The 23884-nt window shown below is 37.0% G+C and carries 18 protein-coding genes; 10 read left to right on the plus strand and 8 right to left on the minus strand.

The window, feature by feature from the left end; genetic code table 11:
* Nucleotides 1-51: 51 nt before the first annotated feature.
* The 5 genes from NDQ75_RS12175 to NDQ75_RS12195 all read left to right on the plus strand — a co-directional run bounded on the left by NDQ75_RS12175 (nt 52) and on the right by NDQ75_RS12195 (nt 7639).
* Complete coding sequence (locus tag NDQ75_RS12175; protein WP_251762026.1) at nt 52-2244, plus strand: ATP-dependent DNA helicase RecQ; 2193 nt, start codon at nt 52-54, stop codon at nt 2242-2244.
* Between the two features lie 488 nt (nt 2245-2732).
* Entirely contained in the window at nt 2733-4448 is a 1716-nt protein-coding gene (locus NDQ75_RS12180) for a serine hydrolase domain-containing protein (protein WP_242513723.1), read from the plus strand.
* Nucleotides 4449-4620: 172 nt separating this feature from the next.
* Entirely contained in the window at nt 4621-6258 is a 1638-nt protein-coding gene (locus tag NDQ75_RS12185) for an amidohydrolase (RefSeq protein ID WP_202029587.1), read from the plus strand.
* Between the two features lie 6 nt (nt 6259-6264).
* A complete protein-coding gene (locus NDQ75_RS12190) occupies nt 6265-6870 on the plus strand; it encodes a hypothetical protein (RefSeq protein ID WP_202029586.1) in 606 nt (201 codons plus the stop codon).
* A 34-nt stretch (nt 6871-6904) separates the two neighbouring features.
* On the plus strand, nt 6905-7639 hold the full coding sequence (locus NDQ75_RS12195) for a M15 family metallopeptidase (protein ID WP_202029585.1): 735 nt from the start codon (nt 6905-6907) through the stop codon (nt 7637-7639).
* Nucleotides 7640-7962: 323 nt separating this feature from the next.
* Here NDQ75_RS12195 and NDQ75_RS12200 read toward each other — a convergent pair whose 3' ends face one another.
* From NDQ75_RS12200 to NDQ75_RS12215, 4 genes are all read right to left on the minus strand, one after another.
* Entirely contained in the window at nt 7963-8667 is a 705-nt protein-coding gene (locus tag NDQ75_RS12200) for a 16S rRNA (uracil(1498)-N(3))-methyltransferase (protein ID WP_202029584.1), read from the minus strand.
* A 220-nt stretch (nt 8668-8887) separates the two neighbouring features.
* Nucleotides 8888-9472 carry a hypothetical protein gene (locus NDQ75_RS12205; protein WP_202029583.1) on the minus strand — a complete coding sequence of 195 codons (585 nt, stop codon included), beginning with the start codon at nt 9470-9472 and terminating at the stop codon, nt 8888-8890.
* Nucleotides 9473-10043: 571 nt separating this feature from the next.
* A complete protein-coding gene (locus NDQ75_RS12210) occupies nt 10044-10739 on the minus strand; it encodes a DUF2490 domain-containing protein (RefSeq protein WP_202029582.1) in 696 nt (231 codons plus the stop codon).
* 114 nt (nt 10740-10853) lie between these two features.
* Complete coding sequence (locus NDQ75_RS12215) at nt 10854-11489, minus strand: phosphoribosyl-AMP cyclohydrolase (protein WP_202029581.1); 636 nt, start codon at nt 11487-11489, stop codon at nt 10854-10856.
* A gap of 303 nt (nt 11490-11792) precedes the next feature.
* Here NDQ75_RS12215 and NDQ75_RS12220 point away from each other — a divergent pair, with 303 nt between their 5' ends.
* Nucleotides 11793-12335, plus strand: coding sequence for a pyridoxamine 5'-phosphate oxidase family protein (locus NDQ75_RS12220; protein WP_202029580.1), 543 nt, complete (start codon nt 11793-11795; stop codon nt 12333-12335).
* 202 nt (nt 12336-12537) lie between these two features.
* On the opposite strand, the gene cobC is transcribed toward NDQ75_RS12220, so the two are convergent.
* From cobC to tsaD, 4 genes are all read right to left on the minus strand, one after another.
* Nucleotides 12538-13101 (minus strand): alpha-ribazole phosphatase, encoded by a 564-nt coding sequence (gene cobC, locus NDQ75_RS12225; protein WP_202029579.1) that lies wholly within the window; start codon nt 13099-13101, stop codon nt 12538-12540.
* Nucleotides 13086-13868, minus strand: coding sequence for an adenosylcobinamide-GDP ribazoletransferase (locus NDQ75_RS12230; protein WP_202029578.1), 783 nt, complete (start codon nt 13866-13868; stop codon nt 13086-13088). Before NDQ75_RS12230 ends, cobC begins: the two co-directional genes overlap by 16 nt.
* Nucleotides 13865-14887: a nicotinate-nucleotide--dimethylbenzimidazole phosphoribosyltransferase gene (gene cobT / locus NDQ75_RS12235; RefSeq protein WP_202029577.1), complete on the minus strand. Its 1023-nt coding sequence runs from the start codon at nt 14885-14887 to the stop codon at nt 13865-13867. Before cobT ends, NDQ75_RS12230 begins: the two co-directional genes overlap by 4 nt.
* Nucleotides 14888-14948: 61 nt before the next feature.
* On the minus strand, nt 14949-15971 hold the full coding sequence (gene tsaD, locus NDQ75_RS12240; protein ID WP_202029662.1) for a tRNA (adenosine(37)-N6)-threonylcarbamoyltransferase complex transferase subunit TsaD: 1023 nt from the start codon (nt 15969-15971) through the stop codon (nt 14949-14951).
* Nucleotides 15972-16077: 106 nt separating this feature from the next.
* Between tsaD and NDQ75_RS12245 the strand changes: the two genes are divergently transcribed.
* From NDQ75_RS12245 to NDQ75_RS12260, 4 genes are all read left to right on the plus strand, one after another.
* On the plus strand, nt 16078-20490 hold the full coding sequence (locus tag NDQ75_RS12245) for a translocation/assembly module TamB domain-containing protein (RefSeq protein WP_251762027.1): 4413 nt from the start codon (nt 16078-16080) through the stop codon (nt 20488-20490).
* A 279-nt stretch (nt 20491-20769) separates the two neighbouring features.
* Nucleotides 20770-21756, plus strand: coding sequence for a 6-phosphofructokinase (pfkA, locus tag NDQ75_RS12250; RefSeq protein ID WP_202029576.1), 987 nt, complete (start codon nt 20770-20772; stop codon nt 21754-21756).
* Nucleotides 21757-21848: 92 nt separating this feature from the next.
* On the plus strand, nt 21849-22850 hold the full coding sequence (gap, locus tag NDQ75_RS12255; protein WP_202029575.1) for a type I glyceraldehyde-3-phosphate dehydrogenase: 1002 nt from the start codon (nt 21849-21851) through the stop codon (nt 22848-22850).
* A gap of 174 nt (nt 22851-23024) precedes the next feature.
* On the plus strand, nt 23025-23882 hold the full coding sequence (locus NDQ75_RS12260; protein WP_202029574.1) for an N-acetylglucosamine kinase: 858 nt from the start codon (nt 23025-23027) through the stop codon (nt 23880-23882).
* Nucleotides 23883-23884 lie beyond the last annotated feature (2 nt).

Raw genomic sequence — 23884 nt, forward strand, 5'->3', positions numbered from 1 at the left:
TTAATAGTATCTTTAGTAGTGCAAATGTATATAAAATAGTAAAACGAAAGGATGAGTTCAGCTGAAATTGACTTACAAGGAGCACTTAAACAGTATTTTGGTTTTAGTCAGTTTAAAGGTTTGCAGGAGGCGGTTATAGGTAATATAATTAATGACCGCAATACGTTTGTAATAATGCCTACGGGTGGAGGTAAATCCCTCTGCTATCAATTGCCAGCCTTGGTAAAAGAAGGCACAGCTATTGTAATTTCCCCCTTAATTGCTTTAATGAAAAATCAAGTGGATGCCATTCGTGGAATTTCTTCCAACAAAGGGATTGCCCACGTTTTAAATTCTTCGCTCAATAAGACGGAAGTTCGACAGGTAAAAGATGATATTACAAACGGGGTTACCAAACTTCTTTATGTGGCCCCAGAATCTTTAACGAAAGAAGAATACATAGAATTTTTTAGAACTGTAAAAATTTCTTTTGTAGCCGTAGATGAGGCACACTGTATTTCTGAATGGGGGCATGACTTTAGGCCCGAATACCGAAATATACGTACCATTATTCAACGTTTGGGAGACGATATTCCAATTATCGGACTTACAGCGACTGCGACGCCCAAAGTACAGGAAGATATTCTTAAAAATTTGGGAATGAGCAATGCGGAGGTGTTTAAAGCTTCATTCAACAGACCAAATTTATATTATGAAGTTCGCCCGAAAACAAAAAATGTAGATGCAGATATAATTCGGTTTGTAAAACAAAACGATGGCAAATCGGGAATTATTTATTGTTTGAGCAGAAAACGGGTAGAAGAACTTGCGCAAACCCTTCAAGTAAATGGTGTAAAGGCGGTGCCTTACCATGCCGGATTGGACGCTAAAACGAGAGCAAAACATCAGGATATGTTCCTTATGGAAGATGTAGATGTTGTTGTTGCTACCATAGCTTTTGGGATGGGAATCGATAAACCCGATGTGCGCTTTGTAATCCATCATGATATTCCAAAAAGTATAGAAAGTTACTATCAAGAAACCGGTCGTGATGGTGGTGAAGGTCATTGCCTCGCTTTCTATTCATATAAAGACATCGAAAAATTGGAGAAATTCATGAGCGGTAAGCCTGTTGCTGAACAGGAAATAGGTCATGCTTTGTTGCAGGATATGGTGGCTTATGCAGAAACTTCCATGTCTCGAAGAAAATACATCCTTCACTATTTCGGAGAAGAATTTGATGAAGTAAATGGCGAAGGTGCCGATATGGATGATAACATTCGTCATCCTAAAAAGAAGCATGAAGCTAAGGACGATGTTGTTAAACTGCTGAAAGTAATAAAAGATACAAAGGAAAAATACAAAGCCAAAGAGGTTGTTAATACACTAGTCGGGAAAGTAAATGCCCTGATTAAGTCGCATAAAACAGATGAGCGCTCTTTCTTCGGAATTGGAAATGAAAAGGAAGCAGCTTATTGGATGGCGCTAATACGTCAAGTTTTGGTGAGTGGCTTAATACATAAGGAAATTGAGCAGTACGGTGTTTTGCATTTAACCAATAATGGAAAGGATTATCTTAAGAATTCAGTTTCCTTTATGATGACAGAAGACCACACCTATGAAGATGCAAACGATGATAATATTGTTACCGTAGGAAAAAGTGGCGGGGCCGTGGCAGATGAACAACTGCTAAAAATGCTGAAGGATTTACGAAAACAGCAATCTAAAAAATTAGAAGTGCCACCATTCGTTATCTTTCAAGACCCTTCTTTAGAAGATATGGCACTTAAGTATCCTCTGAGTTTAGAGGAAATGTCTAACATTCACGGAGTAGGAGACGGGAAAGCGAAGAAATATGGAAAACCTTTCGTTGCTTTCATCAAGAAATATGTGGATGAAAACGACATTGTTCGTCCGGATGATATGGTGGTTAAATCTACCGGAGCTAATTCTGCCTTGAAACTGTATGTTATTCAAAACGTCGACAGAAAATTGCCGTTGGATGATATCGCTGCAGCTAAAGGACTTTCCATGGACGACCTCATTAAAGAAATGGAACAGATTGTTTACATGGGTACGAAGTTGAACTTGGACTATTGGTTGGATGAGATTTTAGATGAAGACCAACAAGAAGAGCTTCATGATTATTTTTTGGAAGCCGATACCGACAAAATATCTAATGCCATGGAAGAATTTGACGGCGATTACGAAGATGACGAAATCCGTTTGTACCGTATAAAATTCATTAGTGACGTTGCTAATTAAAATAACCATTCAATAAAAAATATCAAGAGTAGGCCTTTATTTTATGAAAGGCCTTTTTTTACGCTCCAGTTTGGAATAGCTTTGAAATCATAATTTTTTAAACTCCTTATCCTCAGAATAGTAATCAAAAGCTCCGAGGGCAGGAGTGTAGGTACGAAGCGACGCGGAGTTTTGATTTCGGTTTTTCGACTTCATGGTCGAAAAAATTCCTTGGATAAGGCGCCGTTTTCTTTGTTTCGTTTCTTTTGGGCGAGCAAAAGAAATGAAAGGATAATATTTAATGTGATAAATGCAAAATTTATAAACGCAAGCCTAAACTTAAACTTTTTCACCCTGTTTTTACAGGCTCATAAAGGGCTACAGGTTGTCATTTATTTACTAAATTGCAGACTCAATGCTAATTTTTATTGATGAAGTCCTTACTCCAACTTACAATTTTTCTTTTTGTTTCTTTTTTATTCTCACAGTCATCGGCAACAAACTGCATTTTGCTAAAAAACACGAATGAAGTACTGCCCGTAAAAGATTTAGTGAATACCAAAATTGCGAGTGTAAATCTTGGTGAAGAGGCATCTCAGGAAACGTTCAATACAACTCTTACTAAGTATACTTCGGTAGATGTTTTTAACGGATTGTCTTCAGAAGAAACGGTTGATAAATTACAAGCGTACGATTTGGTGATTTTTTCAATAGCAAGTAATCAAATCAATTGGGATGTGCTTTATCGGATTACGGAATTACTTCCGAAGACCAAAACAATCGGTGTTTCATTTATACCATTAAAAGGTCTAAAGTTCAACAATTATCTCTTTAATGCCGACGCACTTCTTCAATTGGAAAATCGACATGAAAAGTGGCAAATGCATGCCGCTTCTCTAATTTTTGGGGGAACCAGTTGTACAGGAAAGCTTTTGGAAGATGTTGAGGGTCGATTTAGAAAAGGGACTGGAATTTCAGTAACAAATCAGATAAGAATGGGCTACGGAAGCCCAGCTGAGGTAGGTTTGGACAGTTTGTTCATTGCTGAAAAAATTGATTCCATTATGACGGCGGGAATTACTGAGAAAGCTTTTCCTGGAGCACAATTATTGGTGGCAAAAAATAATTCAGTGATTTTTCACGAAGCTTTTGGCTATCATACTTTTGATAGTTTGGTTCCCGTTGGTAAAAACGATTTATACGACTTGGCGTCCGTAACAAAAATTACGGGTCCGCTGCCCGCATTGATGCAATTGGTGGATGAAGGTAAATTGGATTTGGATATGCCTTTTAGTGAATACTGGAAGCCCTGGAAGCGCAGAAAGGATAAAAAAGATTTAACCCTTCGTGAAATTTTGGCACATCAGGCTGGACTGGAACCCTATTATGTTTTTCTTCAAGAAATTATGAAAGATGGTGAATTCCGAAGAAAATACGTAAGAAATGAGCCCAGCAAACGGTTTCCTGTGAAAATTTATGAAGGTTTATACCTCAATAAAAAATTTATAATAAAGGTATATCGGATTATCAATAGAAGCGAAGTTTCTTCAGAAAAAAAATATAAATATTCGGGTTTGAGTTTTCTTATCTACCCCGAGCTTATAGAGCAATTAACGGGCATTCCTTACGAGGATTATGTGCGTGATAGCATTTACAAACCATTGGGAGCCAATACGCTGATGTTCAATCCGTCTGGGAAATATCCCGATAGTTTAATTGTACCTACCGAAATGGATGAGATTTACCGAAAAAATATGGTAAAGGGCTGGGTGCATGATGAAAATGCAAGTCTTCTGGGCGGCGTATCTGGTAATGCCGGCTTGTTTGGCACGGCCAATGATGTGGCAAAGTTGATGAAAATGTACCAAAATATGGGTGAATATGGCGGAAAAAGGTATATTTCCGAAGCTACTTTACAGGAATTTACAAAAGTTCAATATCCCGAGAACGGAAATAAAAGGGGATTGGGTTTTGATAAGCCATTATTGAACAATGCGTCCTTGGATTTGGCACATGCCTCCCCAGCGCCAGAGGTAAGTCCAAAAAGTTTTGGACATGGAGGCTTTACTGGAACATATGTTTGGGCAGATCCAATAAATGATTTACTATTCATATTTTTGTCGAATAGGGTGTACCCTACTCGCGAACACCGTAATTTGTATCGGTTGAATATAAGACCTTCCTTACAGCAGGTTTTTTATTTGGCTGAAAAAGAAAGAAAATAAAATTGAATATTCGTAATCCATACACATAAAGGATATGTTTGTCTGGTCGAGCGCAGTCGAGACCTTATTTAAAGCTGCTAAGCCAAATGATTTCTCGACTGCGCTCGAGGTGACATAACGTTATGAGAGATTACGGACAATCATAAATAAAAATAATTAAATCCGTGAACTAATGATAGATATCAAGAATATAAAGCATTTATTTATAGTATGGCTTGCTATGAGCCTCTTTTCTTGCGATAAGAAAGAAACGGTTGATTTGCTCATCGTAAATGCTAATGTTTACACAGTAGATTCAACCATGTCCAAAGCAACTGCTTTTGCTATCAAGGATGAAAAGTTTGTTGCCGTGGGCTCTTCCGAAGAAATAAGAGAACAATATGAAGCAACAAAAGTTCTAGATTTAGAAGGGAAACCTATTTATCCGGGGTTTATTGATGCGCATTGCCATTTCTATCAATTAGGCTTGCAGGAGCAAAATGTAGATTTGGTGGGAACCAAAAGCTATGAAGAAGTATTGGAACGCGTAACGGCATTTCAAAGAGAAAGAAAATCAAACTTTATTATTGGTCGTGGCTGGGACCAAAACGATTGGGAAGAAAAAGAGTTCCCTACCAAGGATGCGCTGGATTCTTTGTTCCCCGAAACGCCTGTTGTGCTAACAAGAATAGACGGACACGCATATTTGGTGAACCAAAAGGCATTGGATTTAGCTGGAATTACTGAAGAAACTAATGTGGACGGAGGCGAAATTGTAAAGGAAAACGGAAAGATTACAGGCGTTTTAATTGATAATCCTATGGGATTGGTGGATAAAATATTTCCTGAAATTACTTCGGAAGTGGCTGCCAAAGCGCTAAGAGATGCAGAGCGTATTTGTTTTGATTATGGTTTAACCACGGTGAATGATGCCGGATTGGACAAGGATATTATTTTATTGATTGATAGCTTGCAACAAGCAGAAAAACTGGATATGCGCATCTATGCCATGGTGAGCAATACCCCGAGCAATTTGGATTACTTTTTAGAGCGTGGTGTCTTAAAAACCGATAAACTCGATGTTCGCTCCGTAAAAGTTTATGGTGACGGCGCATTGGGTTCTCGTGGCGCTGTTTTAAAAGAACCTTATAGTGACAAACATCATCATTTTGGGGCGATGGTAACCCCTGTGGATGAAATCTATAAAATTGCCGAAAGAATAGCCGCAACCGATTACCAATTAAACACTCACGCTATTGGTGATTCTGCCAATGTAGTGGTTTTAAAAGCCTATAAAAAAGCACTGGAAGGAAAGAAGGATAGACGTTGGAAGGTGGAACACGCACAGATTGTGGCTCCACAGGATTTCGATTATTTTTCAAGCAACATTACCCCATCGGTACAGCCAACGCATGCCACCAGCGATATGTATTGGGCAGAAGATAGGGTAGGAGCAGAACGTATTAAAGGAGCTTATGCCTACAAAACCTTGTTGGACAAGGCTGGAATCGTGGCATTGGGAACGGATTTCCCAGTAGAGCAGGTATCACCTTTTCTAACCTTTTATGCGGCAGTGGCGAGAAAAGATACTGCTGGGTATCCAGAAGGCGGATTTCAGAAGAAAGATGCACTGAGCAGGGAAGAAGCGTTAAAAGGAATGACCATCTGGGCTGCACATTCTAATTTTGAAGAAAAGGAAAAAGGAAGTATTGAAGTAGGGAAATGGGCCGATTTTATCGTTTTGGATAAAGATATTATGACGGTTCCTGAAAATGAAATCCCACAGCTAAATGTTGAAAAGACATTCTTGGGCGGGAAACAAGTGAGATAAAAACCTATGAAGTATCTAATTATTCTGTGTTTGACTATTATTTTTAGTTCTTGCCATTCCGCTAAATATACCTCCAATTCAGGTTCAAAAGGTGTTTTGGATTTTACCGAGGGGAAGTGGATTTTAAATAATGCAGTTTGTGAAAACTGTGATAAAACCAGTTTGGAAGCAAAGATGTTTGACTTCTTTAAAGAATGTATAAAAGATTCTTTGGTGCTTTTGGATGAAGAGCGAAAGATGAGTTTAATTAAAGATGTAATTCCCTTCGAGCCTTCCAAATCAGAATTAAAAGCGATGGCAGAGGGAACCAATGCCGCCTATTTAATTACCCTAAAAGGAGAAGTAATTAAGGATGAGTTTGCTGCTTTTGGTTATGAGCCTGACCAAGACAATGCAGATTATGAAAATATTTCAGCAAGCTCAATCGCTTTTTACGATTTAAAAACACAAACACAAATTCACTTTGTCAACACGCGGGGAACCCTGTCGGTTTCCAAAAGCATGGATGATGATGATGGTGATTTTGTATTTGGACCTTCTTCTGTCAATATTCTAAACAAAGCAACAAAGAAGAATATTAAAATTTTAAAGAAGAATTGCATTTGTAAATAGCTGAATGATTTTTATTGAATTCAAATAACTGGTTATGAGATTTTTTTGCGCATTACTATTAATATTTATTATCGCTTGCAAACAAGGAACCCAAGCAGGGGAAAAAACTGAAAATAGAAATATTGCTAAGTCGGAAGATACGTTGGTTGCTGAAGAAAAGGTTGATTCTGTAAAAACGACTGAAGTTAAAAAAAAGGATGTCGTTCCTTTAGATGAAATCCCTGATACTACTTTTGTGCGCTTGGCAGATTATAGTGATGATTTTGTATATGATATGAAATATGCCACGGAAGACAACTTCTTAAAAGCGCAAGTTTATGAATGTGCCGAATGCTATGTTCGTGCAGTGACGGCAAGAGGATTGCTAAAAGCAAATGCAGCTTTTATGGAAAAAGGCTACCGTATTAAGTTTTTTGATTGTTATCGGCCGCACGACGTACAGAAAAAAATGTGGAAAATCGTTCCTAATCCCACCTATGTTGCCAATCCAGCGAAGGGGTCTATTCATAATAAAGGAGGCGCTGTAGATATAACGTTGACCACTTTGGAAGGAGAAGAATTGGATATGGGTACCGGTTTTGATTTCTTCGGAAGAAAAGCAAGACATGCCTATCAAGATTTACCGAATCAGGTGTTGGAGAATCGAAAATTATTAAAAACCACCATGGAATCATTCGGGTTTGGAGCGATTACCTCTGAGTGGTGGCATTATAATTACAAACCAACTTTAAATTATTCTGTAGCCAATTTTACTTGGGATTGTAAATAGCTTTTTTTTATGTAAGGATTTTGACTTTTCGGACAACCTAAAGGTTATTATTTCTTACCGCAAAACCTTTATCTATTATGTTCTGTTGGTAAATATTGTATTTGTCGATTCTAATAATACTTTTTCATTTCTTTTGCTCGCTCAAAAGAAACGAAACAAAGAAAAAGGCGCCTTATCCAAGGAATTTTTTCGACTATAAAGTCGAAAAACCGTAATCAAAACTCCGCGTCGCTCCGTGCCTACGCTCCTGTTCTCGGAGCTTTTAATCACTATTCTGAGGATAAGGGATTTTCTTCAGATCGACAAATTTAACAGGATGGTAACTAAGAATTCATAAGCGAAACAATATGACAGGCAACAATTGCGGCGGTCTCTGTTCGTAGGCGATTATCACTTAAAGAAACGGGGAAATACCCATTTTCTTCTGCTATTTTTATTTCGTTTAGCGAGAAATCACCTTCGGGACCAATTAAAATAACCACTTCGTTATCGGCCATTATTTTTCGTTTTAAGTCGTATTTCTCCTGATTTTCACAATGCGCAATAAATAACTGTCCTTCTTGCTTTTCTTTCATAAAGTCGGCATAGTTAATAGCCTCGTTTAGTTTTGGGAGATAGCATGTAAGCGATTGTTTCATTGCCGCCTGAAGAATCTTCTCGTAGCGTTCCGGTTTTATTTTTTTACGTTCAGAATGATCACAAATAATGGGGGTAATTTCATCTATACCAATTTCCGTAGCCTTTTCTAGAAACCATTCATAGCGGTCGTTCATTTTTGTTGGAGCTACAGCCATGTGTAATCGGTATTGTTTTCTGCGTTTCTGCTGTGCTTTTTTAATAGATACCACACAATTTTTAATGTCGGCATTGGTGATTTCGGCATCAAACAACCATCCTTTTCCATTGGTAATGTAAAGTGTGTCGCCTTCTTTCTTGCGGAGTACTTTGCTTATGTGCCTGCTTTCTTCTTTATCAAAAGTATATTCAGCAGCATCATTTGCCAATTCAGGAGCGTAAAATAGTTGCATGTTTTACTACAAGTTTAGTTTTCTATGATTTTAATATTTAGAAAGTGCGCTTGAGTAAAGTTAATTTATTTTACTGGGCTTTTTGGTAAGGAAATGTTAAGGTAGGTCGATTCTTTAATGTAAAGTGTGTTTTATTGTAAAGAACAAGCGGTTAAACAAAAATCTACGCGTTCGTAATTGGGGTATTGGTTTTTATAGGCAGATTATTGCACGCAGAATTTTATCCTACCTTTATTTTCATTCCATAATAGGCATTTATGAAATATAGCACATTGATTAAAGGTCCAACCATCAATGCTTGTTTCCAATCAATAATTCCGATATAGGTAATTAAGAAGGTGAAAAAAGTAATTCCTGATAGCATCACTGCTGTCCATTTCAACCATTTTTTTAAATAGTTATCTGATAAGTATAATTTTAGTAGTCCACCTAGAAAAATTAAGTTTCCAAATACAAAAACTACTGTTGCAATTTGATTTGCCATTTGGGACAACGCAAAAGATGTATTTTCATATCCGCCAAGCATTATCGGATAAGTCGAAAGTAGAATCAACTGTCCAACAGTAATTATAGTCCAGCTTATTTTCTTAAGGTTAAAAGCAAAATATAATGCGCCAATTGCTATGAAAGTCATAAATAGAAATTCCACCTTCCAATGCATACCATATATATCCCAGTTTTCATTCACATAATTATGCCTTTCAATTGGATTGAGTGGGGCTTTACTTGATAAATAGATATATATTCCTATGGTTATATTTATCAATATAGAGCCAGACGTCCACAACAATTTTCCAAGTTTCATAATATTTTGTTTAAAATGAATGCCAACTACTATATGTTTTAAATGTATGTATTTTATTTTCAGTATGTTATGTAAGATTACGCAATGTTATCTACTACAAAAATAACCCCCAGTTTAAATACAATATTAATCGATAAACGTATAGCATAGACTGCTTTTGGTAAAGCATGCTCCGGTTTAAATGGAACATCGAGCGCTGTATGTGTAGCATGGACCACTGTGTGTGTAGCAATACCCATTTAACGCGCAGCATGACCCATTTAGGCTAAAGCAATGTCCGCTTGTTGTTTAGCAATGCCTACTTTTTGTGTAGCATGAGCCACTTCGGGTAAAGCTATGCCCCTTACTCTATAGCATAAACTGTTAAATTTTTCATCAAAACACGTTTTGCATTGGTTTTAGAGTTTACTACTGTGAATAGGTGTTTTAGGGATTTCAATTAGGAATTAACATAAACAAAACAACACTAATTAAAATGCAATTAGTGTTGTTTTTATTATGATTTACGTACCGATAGAAGAACTTTAGATCCGCTTCTTCCGAAGGGTTAGTTGTTAGACGACAACTTCATTTAGAAACTGTGATGCATGCTAAATTGTAGTTGGCCCTTTCCCCAGTTGTTGGTAATTTGTTTCATCCAACCCAATTGAAAACGTATGGAATCGCTTATTGCAAATCCTGCGCCTAAATAGGTTCGGTTTCTATCAAAATATTCCACAGTTCTACCATCGCCAATATCCCTTTCTCCATTAATAAACAATTCATTGTAAAAAGCGAGATAATACGTGTTTTTAACCAATGCTGTATTGTTTATAGGGATATTCATAAAGATGTTATAGCGGTATCGAGTTCTAAAATCCTGTGATTCCACAAAACGTTGCTCATATCGAAAGCGATGGGTAAGAAGCACCCTTGTCCATAAAGTATTTGAAAACAGTGCTTCTTGATAAATCCTGTTTTCTAAAATGGGGTCGTCCATTTCACCGAATTGTCCCGTAGAAATATTGGCATATCCTAAAGTGAATTTCACTCCGGAATTTTCTGGAGTATAGGTAAGTCCCGAACGAAGTAACAATTGCTCTCGGTCTCCTAATCCGCGCCAATCCCGATATTGGAAATCCCCCTGAATTCCCCAATTGGAATTTTTAAAATTGGTGTTGTAAAAATACATATACCAAGCGCCAAGTTGATCTTCATCTGGGGCCTGAGCGTTTATACCGCTAAAAATCAACAAACTAAAAATTGCGATTAAAATATAATTTTTCATAAGGTTAATTTCAAAAAATTAAAAAACCCAACTCAACAGATGAAGTTGGGTTTGTAGTATTGTCTTTCTTACTGCCATTTATACATTAGACGGGCAGCAGTTTACATTTTCAAATTATTGGGCTGGAGTGTACGGTAAAGACGACTGATGAGTTACAATTCTCAATTTCCCAGTTTTATCTTTAACATAAGCAAAAGTATATTCCACTTTTGTCTCGCTACCGTCAGTTCCGGTGAAGTAATAGTTACCCATTGCCACGGCCATTCTACAGCTGTTATTTATAATACCCGTGTTGTCAAAAGTTACTTTTGTGTAAGGCTTTATTGCAAACCCTTTGTCCTCAGGATACGCTTCATTGCCACCCACGAAGTAAGATAATGCTGCATCGAAGCTTGATCTAAATTGATCATCAGATGCCAATGTTGGCTTAAAAAGAACGCTACTTAAATCGTAACCGTACATATCTTGAATAAAATCGGCTGCCTCTTTGGAGTAGTCCCCACCTTCCGTGAATACATTTCCAATTCTTACAATTCCGTCACCCCATAATTTTTGGGCATCCACAACTTCCCGTTCCGTTATACACTCATCGGAATACAATAGAGGAGCGTGATTGGCATCTTCGCTAACCTCGGTGGCTTTCATCTCAGATGAGGTGTTGGTCGACTGGTTTTCGTTAGGGTTGCAAGCTGTAAAAAGCAATGCTGCTACCCCTAAAAATAAAGATTGAAATAAAAATGACTTTCTCATAACTGTTTAACATTTTTTAAAATTGTTTAAACAAACATAAATATTTAAAGCATACAGCCATAGATAATTAACAAATAATTAATAGTATTACTATCAATAGTAATAGTATTACTTTGTGTTGGAATATATCTAAAAAAGCTTGGTGAAAAAAGGATTAATAAATAGGAGAAGAATAGAAGCTGTCCGTACGAATTAGAAAAGAAAATTATAGGGATGAACTGTTTTGATGCACCAATACATTTTTTGAAAACAGAGTAGTTAAAAAAATATATAACTTTAGGTCTTGGATTAAAATAATAGGTTATGGGAAAAAAAATGACCAAAATCTCCTCAAGGATAAAGACTTTTATTGAGGCACAAAAAGTTTTCTTTGTGGGTACAGCTGCTGCTGAAGGTCGTATCAACGTATCTCCGAAAGGAACCGATTCTTTCCGAGTGATTGATGAAAATAAAATCGTTTGGTTGAACCTAACAGGAAGCGGTAATGAAACCGCTGCTCATTTATTGAAAAATAATAGAATGACCATCATGTTTTGTGCTTTTGAAGGGAATCCGCTAATTCTAAGATTGTACGGTAATGCTAGCATTTATCATCCAAGGGATGATGAATTTCAAAAGTATGAATCGCTGTTTCCACCGAATATCGGTACAAGACAAATAATAGAAATGGAAGTGGACTTAGTACAAACATCTTGCGGTTTTGGAGTGCCACTAATGGACTTTAAAGAGGAACGTTCTACGCTAACCACTTGGGCAGAAGAGAAAGGAAAAGAGGGAATTGAAGACTATTGGAAAGCTAAAAATACAGAAAGCTTGGACGGATTTGAAACTAAAATTCTGGATTAACTGCAGTAGGCAATGTTGAGTTGTCAGTCATCTCGACCGAAGGGAGAGATTTAATCAGCGAGCTCTAATCTTTAACTGTTTGAATCCTTGACTCTTTCAATTTTTAAATCTTTAAATCAAAATAAACCAGTATTCAGCAGGCAACGTTCAATGTGCTCTTCACTGGAATAATAAAACAAGGGGAAGATGGAATTGCACCAAGTTATTTTGTTTTTATAATACGGTTATAGGATTCGTTGGCGTTTACCTCAAAAACAAATACTTCTTGAAATCCCACAGGAATTTTAAAAATATTATTTAATGGGATTTTTAATAAATAAGACCAAAGACAGCGAATAACTCCAGCGTGCGTTACTAGCAAAACCCTTTTATGGTCTTGTTTTTTTAAATTTTCCATAAACTGAGTCACACGTTCGTACATTTCTATAAGAGACTCCCCATTTTCGGGTTTTTGGTTTACGAAGTCATTCATCCATTTATCCAGTTGTTGTTTATCGATATCGTTCCATTTCTTTCCTTCCCAATCGCCGAAGTCAATTTCCAATAATCGATTATCGTTCAATATTTGTTGTAAACTTAGCTTTTCTGCCAAAGACATACATCGTTCAGAAGGACTACTAAAAACGGCATCAAAAGTATCAGGAAGCTTTTTTTTGTAGTATTTGGCATCCTCTTGAAAACTTTCGGATAGCGACACGTTTAGCCTTCCGTAGCAAACATCCTTTTCAATATTTAATTTTGTGTGGCGAATTACATAAACTTCCATAGTGCTAAAAAACTTAAAATGGTAACACACTCTGCTATTTGCTCGACGGCGCCCAAGCAATCCCCTGTATATCCATGAATCCACTTTTCAAAATAACGTTTAGAAAAATAGAAAACAGCAAGTAAGGGAAGTAGTACGGCAATTAACTTCAAACTAATAAAACAAAGCGCAGCAATTGGAAGTAGTCCAAAAAAATAAGCGCCCGCGATTTCTATTTTTCCATGAGTTTTAGCAATGGGCTTGGCCTTGCTCGTTTCATCATCACGGGAATACTGCGATGCGAAAACAATATTTATGGCTGTACCTCTGGCCAAAGAATGATAGGAGATAAATAGGACGGCAATTATAAACGGACTTTTTACCAAAGTTAGAAGTTCTTTTAAGGCTAAAAACTTCAGTAGAAAAAGAAAGATTAAAGCGATGACGCCGTATGCGCCCACTCGGCTGTCCTTCATTATATCCAATATTTTTTCTTTTGTCCAGCCACCGCCAAAACCATCAACAACATCTGCTAAGCCGTCTTCGTGAAAAGCTCCAGTAGTTAAAACTCCAGCTATCAAAGAAAAAACAACACTTATGGAATCACTAAAAACCAATGAACTAATCCAATATGCGGCAAAAGAAATACCGCCCACAATCCAGCCAATTAGTGGGAAATAGCGTGTTGCTTTGTTAATATTATCGGGATGATGGTCTATGTTTTTGGGACATGGAATGCGTGTGTAGAACATTAATGCGGTGAAAAATATCCTTATTTCGTTTTTCATGATGCTTCCGTTTGGGATTTTTCACTAACCGAAGCACTTTCAAAACTTGCCATTTCGTTTAGAAACGCTACGGCACTTTTTATTAAAGGATATGCAAGCGCACAGCCGGTTCCTTCCCCTAGGCGCATATTCAATTTAAGTATTGGTTCTGCATTTAAGTAATTTAGCAGCCGTAAATGACCACTTTCATCACTCAAATGGCAGAAAATAGCATTTTTTTGAATAGAAGGATTGGTTTTATAAGCCGCTAAAAATACAGTTGAGGCAATAAAACCGTCCACCAAGATAATCATCCCCTGTCGTTGGGCTTCTAGCATGGCGCCGTACATTTGAACCATTTCAAAGCCGCCAAATGTTGTTAAAACTTCTTCGGGGCTCGTTATAGTGCCGTGAAAATCTTTTGTTTTTTTTAATATGTTTATTTTATTGGAAAGTTGGTCGCCCTCAACACCAGTCCCTTTACCAACGCAATCTTCTATTGGTATGTTGCAGAGGTAACTCATAATAATGGCTGAAGACGAGGTATTGCCAATTCCCATTTCTCCAAAGCCTATAATATTCGTACCCGATTGCGCAATTTCTTTAACGATGGAAGCACCTTTTTCAATGCTATCTTGAAATTGTGCGGCGGTCATTGCTTTTTCTTCTAAAAAACTCTGAGTGCCGTTGGCAATTTTTGCTGAAATAAGTGTGTCGTTTGAAGGAAAATCGAAGTTCACTCCAGCATCCACAATCTTTAATTCAATATCATGTTGCTTGCTAAAAACATTGATGGCGGCACCTCCGTTTAAGAAATTGAGCACCATTTGATGGGTGACTTCCTGTGGGTAGGCACTTACGCCATGATTCGCAATGCCATGATCGCCTGCAAAAACAATCATTGTAGGAGCCGTTAATTTTGGCGATAGGGAGCTTTGTATTGTTCCAATTTTAAACGCCAGTTTTTCCAGCATTCCCAACGCTCCAATTGGTTTGGTTTTTGTATCAATTTTTTGTTGAAGTTGGTTTTCAATATTCATTTTAGTCAGCTGAAATGGATTGGGGTAAGTATTAAACGTGTTTTTTTAAGGGCTAATTCTTTTAAATAGCAAATCTCGCTTTTGCGGTAATGCGTTCGTTAGTGAAATCTTGATTCAAAAATTTATAATATCCCACAATGCCAATCATAGCTGCGTTATCGGTAGTATATTCAAATTTAGGAATATAGGTAGTCCAACCGAAGCGCTTTTCAGCATCTTTTAAAGTAGTTCGAATACCAGAATTCGCCGAAACACCTCCACCAATAGCAATTTGTTTAATTCCAGTTTCCTTGGTAGCCTTTTTCAGTTTAGCCATTAAAATATTGATAATTCCTTGTTGAATGGACGCACAAATATCGTTTCTGTTTTCGGTTATAAAATTCGGATTATCTTTTGTTTCCTTCTGAATAAAATACAGCACAGCTGTTTTAAATCCGCTAAAACTGAAATTGAGTCCGTCTACTTTTGGCTTTGGAAAAGAAAAGGCTTTTGGATTTCCTTCTTTTGCATATTTATCAATTAGCGGACCGCCAGGATAAGGGAAGCCTAGGATTTTCGCTGATTTGTCAAAAGCTTCACCCACAGCATCATCTATGGTTTCACCAATGACTTCCATTTTAAAATAATCAGAAACTTTAACAATTTGTGTATGCCCGCCACTTATGGTCAATGCCAGAAATGGAAAACTCGGCATTGGGGTATCAGGTTCTTTAATAAAATGCGCTAGAATGTGCGCTTGCATATGGTTAACTTCAATTAAAGGAATATTCAAACCGATTGCCAAAGACTTGGCAAAAGACGTTCCTACCAACAAAGAACCCATCAATCCAGGGCCGCGGGTAAAAGCTATGGCAGATAACTGTTTTTTATCGATATTTGCCCTGCTCAATGCTTGGTTAACTACGGGAACAATATTTTGTTGATGTGCCCTAGAAGCAAGTTCGGGCACCACACCTCCATATTCTTCATGGATTTTTTGGCTGGCTACAACATTGCTAAGCACTTTGTCGTTGTGTAGTACAGCGGCCGAAGTATCATCGCACGAAGATTCTATGGCGAGGATGTAAACATCTTGGGTATTCATACTATCTTTGGACTGAAATTTGTAGCACAAAGGTATAACATTAAAGACTATCAAAAAACTAAGAAAAATATTAACAAGAATCCTTTTGGTATTGGTGCTATTAATAGTGCTGACTAGTATTTTTCTTTCTTTACCATTTGTGCAAACCAACATTGCCAAGCGCGCCACTAACTACCTAAACGAAACATTTAATACCCATATTTTTATAGATGAAGTTCACTTTATGCCGCTTTTGGGAGATGTTAGCATAAAAGGGGTGTATATTGAAGATTACAAGCAAGATACGCTTGCTTATATAAATAAGTTGAATACTTCGTTGCTTAGTTTGCGAAATGTAATTAAAGGCGATTTGGAATTTGGGGAAATTCGCGCCGATGAATTATTGCTGAACCTAAAAATACATAAAGGGGAAGATAATACAAACTTGAATGTATTTGTAGATAAATTAGACAAAGGCGAAGGCGACCCCAATAATCCGTTTTTAATGACGGCTTCTCAAATATCCGTTAACAAAAGTGAGTTTAGGCTTGTAGATGAAAACAAAGAAACCCCATTAATTTTAGGGTTGGAAGAACTTCATATTGAAGCCGATTACTTTAAAATTCTTGGTCCGAAAGTCGATGTAGGGGTAGATGAACTGGATTTTACTTCGAAAAAAGGGGTGGTGGTAAACAGACTGCAAACAGATTTTTCATACACTAAAACCCAAATGCGACTGGATAGTCTTTCCATAGAGACTCCAGAATCTTTTATTAAAGGAGCCATTATTTTTGATTATGAAGTGGAAGATTTCAAGGACTTTTTGAATAAGGTAAAAGTCAGCGGAAATTTTAAAGAATCTACCGTAGCCTTAGATGAGATTAACCTCTATTTTAATGAATTTGGGCAAGGCAGAAAAGTTGAATTGTCTTCCGATTTTGAAGGTGTTCTCAATGAGCTAAATACAGATAATCTTAAAATGAATTCGCAGTATACTTCAATAGACGGCGATTTTGTTTTTAATAATATGTTTGAAAAGGACAAACCTTTCAGTATAGACGCCCACCTTCGCAACGTTTCTTCAAATTACTATCAATTAACGGGTTTACTGCCTGGAATTTTAGGTAACGCACTGCCTTCTGCTTTTAACAAATTAGGGCAACTTTCTGTTTTCGGAAATATGCGAATTACGGAAAAATCGGTGTACGCCAAGGTGAATTTAATTTCTGATATAGGAAAAGGTTTTTCCGACCTTACCCTAACGGATATTGATAACATTGATAACGCAAACTATCAAGGGGTACTTTCCTTACAGGATTTTAATATTGGAACTTTTCTGGAAGACGAAACGCTTGGTCAAACCAGTCTTGATTTAAATGTAGACGGACAGGGTTTCAAGCAGGAATCACTTAATACAGAAATTATAGGTGAGATTTTTAGTGTTAATTATAATGGTTACGAGTATAAAAATCTAAAAGTATCAGGGATTCTTAAAGACCAGCTTTTTGACGGTTCTGTAACTTCCAAAGATGAAAATTTTGATGTTACCTTTAAAGGGCTGGCGGACCTTTCAGGAGATACAAACACCTTTAAATTTGTTGCTTCCGTGAATAAAATCGACCTAAACAGGTTGAATTTTGTAGAACGGGATAGTATTTCGGTTTTTAAGGGGAATATTGTGGCCGATATGTCGGGGAACTCCCTTTATGATTTGGAAGGGGATGTAAGTTTTTACAAAACCAATTACGTAAACCAAAACGACAGTTATTATTTCGATGATTTTAATATCACTTCTGAATTTAAAGACGAAGACCGTATTATAACGGTCAATTCACCCGATATTATAACAGGGTCGCTGGAAGGGAAATACAAGCTTCAGGAGTTGCCCAAATTAGTTAAAAATTCCGTAGGAAGCATTTACACCAATTATCAACCGGAAGAAATAACACCTGGTCAAAACGTTGATTTCAATTTTAAGATATACAATAAGATTGTTGAGGTATTTTATCCGAAGATAGAATTTGGTAGCAATACCAGCATAAGGGGAAGCATTGTTGCCGATGAAGGCGACTTTAAATTGGCATTTAATTCTCCTAAAATAAATGCCAACGGTAATATTTTTGATAACATTCAAATACAAATCGATAATAAGAATCCGCTTTACAATACTTATGTTGAAGTTAAAAACATAGAATCCAAGATATACGATGTTAACGATTTCAGCTTAATAAACACTAAAATAAACGATACACTTTTCTTTAGAACGGAATTTAAAGGAGGAAAAGAGTTTAATGACGTTTACAACCTGAATTTCTATCACACTTTCAACAATGCACAAGAATCTGTAATTGGTTTAAAACGTTCGCAGTTTGGTTTTAAGGGAAGGGATTGGGTAATAAATGAAGCCAATAACGCCAATAATAAGGTTAGTTTCAGCAAGACCCTCGATACCATAAACATCAGTCAAGTGGTTATGAATTACAACGAGGAGCAGATACGCTTGGAAGGAACGTTGATTGATAGCACGTACAAAGATGTTGACTTGGAGTTTGAAAAAGTTACACTCAACAAAATATTACCGCATATTGATAGTTTACAGTTAGACGGAAAAGTGGATGGATACCTTAATATTCTTCAGCGGAATAGCAATTACACACCTTCCTCAAATGTTAAAATCTCCAACTTTACCGTGAATGACCTTCCGTTAGGAAATTTATTCCTTTCCATTTTGGGGAATGATAATCTTACCCAATTTGGGGTGAATGCTAAAATTGTAAACAACGATGTAGAGTCGTTAAATATTCTAGGAAATATTAATGCCGCGGAAGAAGAGGCTAAACTAGACCTAAGGGCTACATTGGAGAATTTAAATCTCTCGGCTTTAAGTCCGCTCGGGGGCGACGTGATTTCCAACATGCGAGGCTATGCTTCAGGAGGTTTCAAGATTACTGGGAATGCCGATAATCCGGAAATGGCCGGAAATTTACAAATTACTGATGGCGGATTGAAAATTCCTTATTTGAATATTGATGTGGCTTTTGATAAAATAGCAGATGTAACGCTAGAAGGACGCTCGTTTAAATTCAATGAAATAGGACTTACAGATACCAGTTTTAAAACCAGGGCAAACCTAAATGGTTCCATTACCTATGACCATTTTGAAGATTGGTACTTGGATTTATATTTAGATACCAAAGGAGAAAAGTTTTTGGTGCTCAACACAAAAGGAGAAGAGGAGTCTTTGTATTATGGTACGGGATTCATTAGCGGGCAGGCTCAAATTTACGGCCTTACCAACGAGATGATAAACATAGATGTGGATGCCAAGACAGAAAAAGGAACCAATTTTGTAATACCCGTAAGTGATATTACCGAAGTAGGCGACATTTCCTTTATTAATTTCATTGATAAAAATGAGTCGGAAGAAGATATAGCTCGCAAAGAGCTGGCTGAGGTAAAAGGTGTGGAGATGCAATTTGACCTCGATGTAACTCCCGATGCGCAAATTGAGATTGTGGTGGACCAAAAGACGCGTAGTACGCTGCGTGGGACTGGAGCAGGAAACCTTCTTATTGAGATTAATACCAATGGGAAATTTAAAATGTATGGTGACTTTATCACATACACTGGGGAATACCTATTTAAATATGGTGGTTTTATAAACAAGCGATTTGTAGTGGAACCCGGTGGAACCATTGTTTGGGAAGGAGACCCCCTTGAAGATGTGGATATGAACATCGCCGCGAAATACTCGCTTTATGCTAATCCGGCTGTTCTTTTGGATAATGCACAGCTTACCAGAAAAATAGAAACCGATGTAATTATAACCTTGCAAGGTCAGTTGTTAAAACCTTCTTTGGAGTATGAGATAAAGTTCCCGTCTGCCAATGCGGTAATAAATCAAGAATTGCAATATCACCTAGATGATAATGCAAAAAGGGAATTGCAGGCCTTTTCTTTGCTTTCTCAAGGAGTGTTCTTAAATCAGTTAAGTATTAGTCAAACCGCGGTTACTGGGAATTTGGCGCAGACAGCTTCCAGTTTGTTCAATCAAGTGTTAAATGCGGGAGATGGTAAGTTTGATGTGGGAGTATCTTATGAAATTGGGGAACGAAACCCCGATTTGGATTTTATCACGGAAGACCGCTTAGGGGTTACCGTTTCAACCCAAATTAGCGACCGTATTCTTATAAATGGTAAAGTTGGGGTGCCGGTAGGTGGGGTCTCAGAAACGGTAGTTGCTGGAGATGTGGAAATTCAAGTTTTGCTAAATGAAGAAGGGAGTTTAACCGCAAGGATTTTTAATCGGGAAAACGAAATACAACAATTCTTTGCGCAACAACAGGGTTATACACAAGGAGTGGGAATTTCCTATCAAGTAGAATTTGATACCTTCAGGGAATTGATGAAAAAAATTATAGAAGGCGACCCTAATAAAGAAACGAATAAAATACCAACAGATACCGATGCGGAAGATGATGATTCCATGGGTAATGGTTTGGTGAATTTTAAAACCGTAAAACGTAAGGAATCCAGTTAGATTTCGACATAAATTCTGTATTGCGATTTTCGTAAAATCTTATTTTTCGATTGAATCAATTTTTACTTTCGGAATAATCTTACAATAAACTATCATATTAGCGTCTTTTTACGTGGGATTTTGCCTATTTCGGAAGCGAACCCGTAAAATAAAATAACGCTTTTGTTAAGAATTTATCAACGAAAACGATTGAAACTTCCATTATTATATTTTTAATGAAAACAATATGAAGAAATTGAAAATTCTTTGGTAGTTTTACGTTCCAAATATTAAAACTAAATGTCTACGAATATCAGAAAAATTGGAGTTTTGACGTCTGGAGGAGATGCTCCGGGAATGAACGCTGCCATTCGTGCAGTAGTAAGAACATGTGCTTATCATAATATAGAATGTGTTGGTATTTACAGAGGTTACCAAGGCCTAATTGAAGGGGAAATGGAACTTTTGGATGCTAGGAGTGTAAGAAACATCATTAACAGGGGAGGTACTGTGCTGAAATCTGCTCGTTCCATGGAGTTTAAAACAAAGGAAGGTAGAAAGAAGGCACACCAACGACTTGTAGATAACGAAATAGACGCTTTAGTGCTTATCGGTGGAGATGGAACCTTTACCGGAGGAGTTATTTTCAATGAAGAATTTGGCTATCCAGTAATTGGTATTCCAGGAACGATTGATAATGATATCGATGGAACTACTTTTACTTTGGGTTACGATACCGCTTTAAACACAGTTGTAGATGCCATTGATAGAATTCGAGATACCGCAAGTTCACACGACCGTTTATTTTTTATTGAAGTCATGGGACGTGATTGCGGACAATTAGCATTGAATTCCGGAGTAGGTGCAGGAGCGGAAGAAATCTTGATTCCAGAAGCGAATTTAGGTCTTGAGCGCTTATTGCATTCATTGGAAAGAAGTAGAAAAAGTGGTAAGACTTCCAGCATTGTTGTTGTTGCTGAAGGGGATAAAACAGGGAAAAATGTTTTTGAACTAGCAGAATATGTGGAAGAAAACTTACCAAATTATGATATACGTGTGTCTGTACTTGGGCACATGCAGCGAGGTGGTTCACCATCTTGTTTCGACCGTGTATTGGCAAGCCGAATGGGAGTGCGTGCGGTAGAATCCCTTATGGAAGGAAAATCGAATTTAATGGTGGGTATTATAAAAGACGAAATTGTTTTAACGCCTATTGAAGACGCCATTAAAGGAAAATCCAGTATCGACGCCGAACTTATGAGGGTTTGCGAAATAATGTCAACATAAAAAATCATTACATCAACCTTTCGGTGTAAAACCGAAATTTTATAGCCACTAAGTGGAATAAACTTTTATTAATTATTAAAAATTAGAATAACATGTCAACAGTTAAGATTGGGATAAACGGATTTGGAAGAATCGGTAGATTGGTTTTTAGAGCTACGGTTAAAAGACCAAATGTAGAAATTGTAGGAATCAACGATTTATTGGATGTAGAGCACTTGGCTTACTTATTGGAGTATGATTCTGTTCACGGAAGATTCGATGGTAAAATTGAAGTAAAAGACGGAAACTTAGTAGTAGATGGTAAAACCATTAGAATTACTGCTGAAAAAGACCCAAAAAACCTTAAGTGGGATGCTATTGGAGCAGACGTAGTTGCTGAATGTACTGGTATTTTCACAACGTTGGATACAGCTCAATATCACTTAGACGCTGGAGCTAAAAAAGTGGTTATCTCTGCGCCTTCTAAAGATGCGCCTATGTTTGTAATGGGTGTTAACCATAAAGACGCTAAAGCTTCAGATAAAATTGTTTCTAACGCATCTTGTACTACAAACTGTTTAGCTCCAATTACAAAAGTATTACATGATAACTTCGGAATAGAAGAAGGATTAATGACTACAGTTCACGCTACAACAGCTACTCAGCTTACTGTAGATGGGCCTTCAAGAAAAGATTACAGAGGAGGTAGAAGTGCATTATTAAATATCATTCCTGCTTCAACAGGAGCTGCTAAAGCGGTAGCAAAAGTAATTCCAGCAATGGACGGAAGACTTACTGGTATGGCTTTTAGAGTGCCAACAGCAGACGTTTCTGTAGTAGATTTAACCGTGAAGTTAGAGAAAGAGACTTCTTACGAAGAAATCAAAAAAGTAATGAAGGCTGCTTCTGAAAATGAATTGAAAGGTATTTTAGGATATACAGATGAATTAGTAGTTTCTCAAGATTTTGTTGGGGAAACTTGTACAAGTGTTTTCGATGCTGATGCCGGTATAGAATTGAACTCTAAGTTCTTTAAAGTAGTTTCTTGGTACGATAACGAAACAGGATACTCTAATAAATTGGTTGACTTAGCAGAATACATTACTGCATTATAATAAATTACAGCTTCTGAAAAATAACACCCTTACTGGGGTGGCAAAGAGCTGCTAATCAAACTAACTAAACTCAAAATTATTTTGCAGGTACAGGTTTTTATGCCTGTATCTGTTCAATAATTTAGCCAAGCAGTCTTACTTTTTTTCAATAGACTATTAACTTAAACGGAAAGCATGATTTTAATTGTAGATAGTGGTGCAACAAAAGCTGATTGGATTGCATTGGATGAAGAAGGCAACAAATTGTTTGTAACAAAAACCTTGGGTCTGAGCCCAGAGGTATTAACTAGTGAAATAATAAACGAACGCTTAACAAACAATTTTGAGCTGTATAAACATCGAAAAGAAGTTACCCAACTTTATTTTTATGGAGCGGGGTGCGGTACCGAGAGAATGCGTAAATTTTTAAAAGGTATTTTCAAGGAGTATTTTCAAAATGCAAAAATATCAGTTAAAGAAGATACATACGCAGCTATCTATGCAACTGTAGAACCAGAACAACATGCTATTGTGTGTATTTTGGGAACCGGTTCAAACTGTAGTTATTGGGATGGGAAGGAACTATTCCAAAAAGTCACCTCTTTGGGCTATATATTAATGGACGATTGTAGTGGTAATTACTTCGGAAGACAGTTGTTGAGGGATTATTATTATCATAAAATTCCTGAAAAACTAGCTGTTAAGTTTGCTAGCGAATACGACTTGGAAGAAGACAGTATAAAAAACCATTTGTACAAACAACCCAATCCAAATACCTATTTGGCAACCTTTGCACGTTTCTTAATTCAAAATAAGGATGAAGCGTATTGTCAAGCGTTGATTAAAAAAGGAATGGGACTTTTCATTGAAAATTCCATCAATCAATTTGAGCAAGCTAAGGAAGTGCCAATTCATTTTATAGGAAGTATCGCTTACTACTTACAAGACGAATTAAACCAACAGCTTAAAGAAAATGGTCTTACTCTTGGCAAAGTGCTTAGAAGGCCAATCGACGGCTTGGTTGACTATCATAAATCCATTATTTTCGGATAAGA

Origin of the sequence: Galbibacter mesophilus, assembly GCF_023721415.1 — a bacterium.
In the GTDB taxonomy this organism is placed as follows: domain Bacteria; phylum Bacteroidota; class Bacteroidia; order Flavobacteriales; family Flavobacteriaceae; genus Galbibacter; species Galbibacter mesophilus.

Coding starts and splice junctions, on each gene's coding strand:
- NDQ75_RS12175 (WP_251762026.1), top strand. CDS start 52: ATGAGTTCAGCTGAAATTGACTTACAAGGAGCACTTAAACAGTATTTT.
- NDQ75_RS12185 (WP_202029587.1), top strand. CDS start 4,621: ATGATAGATATCAAGAATATAAAGCATTTATTTATAGTATGGCTTGCT.
- NDQ75_RS12190 (WP_202029586.1), top strand. CDS start 6,265: ATGAAGTATCTAATTATTCTGTGTTTGACTATTATTTTTAGTTCTTGC.
- NDQ75_RS12195 (WP_202029585.1), top strand. CDS start 6,905: ATGAGATTTTTTTGCGCATTACTATTAATATTTATTATCGCTTGCAAA.
- NDQ75_RS12200 (WP_202029584.1), bottom strand. CDS start 8,667: ATGCAACTATTTTACGCTCCTGAATTGGCAAATGATGCTGCTGAATAT.
- NDQ75_RS12205 (WP_202029583.1), bottom strand. CDS start 9,472: ATGAAACTTGGAAAATTGTTGTGGACGTCTGGCTCTATATTGATAAAT.
- NDQ75_RS12210 (WP_202029582.1), bottom strand. CDS start 10,739: ATGAAAAATTATATTTTAATCGCAATTTTTAGTTTGTTGATTTTTAGC.
- NDQ75_RS12215 (WP_202029581.1), bottom strand. CDS start 11,489: ATGAGAAAGTCATTTTTATTTCAATCTTTATTTTTAGGGGTAGCAGCA.
- NDQ75_RS12220 (WP_202029580.1), top strand. CDS start 11,793: ATGGGAAAAAAAATGACCAAAATCTCCTCAAGGATAAAGACTTTTATT.
- cobC (WP_202029579.1), bottom strand. CDS start 13,101: ATGGAAGTTTATGTAATTCGCCACACAAAATTAAATATTGAAAAGGAT.
- NDQ75_RS12230 (WP_202029578.1), bottom strand. CDS start 13,868: ATGAAAAACGAAATAAGGATATTTTTCACCGCATTAATGTTCTACACA.
- cobT (WP_202029577.1), bottom strand. CDS start 14,887: ATGAATATTGAAAACCAACTTCAACAAAAAATTGATACAAAAACCAAA.
- tsaD (WP_202029662.1), bottom strand. CDS start 15,971: ATGAATACCCAAGATGTTTACATCCTCGCCATAGAATCTTCGTGCGAT.
- pfkA (WP_202029576.1), top strand. CDS start 20,770: ATGTCTACGAATATCAGAAAAATTGGAGTTTTGACGTCTGGAGGAGAT.
- gap (WP_202029575.1), top strand. CDS start 21,849: ATGTCAACAGTTAAGATTGGGATAAACGGATTTGGAAGAATCGGTAGA.
- NDQ75_RS12260 (WP_202029574.1), top strand. CDS start 23,025: ATGATTTTAATTGTAGATAGTGGTGCAACAAAAGCTGATTGGATTGCA.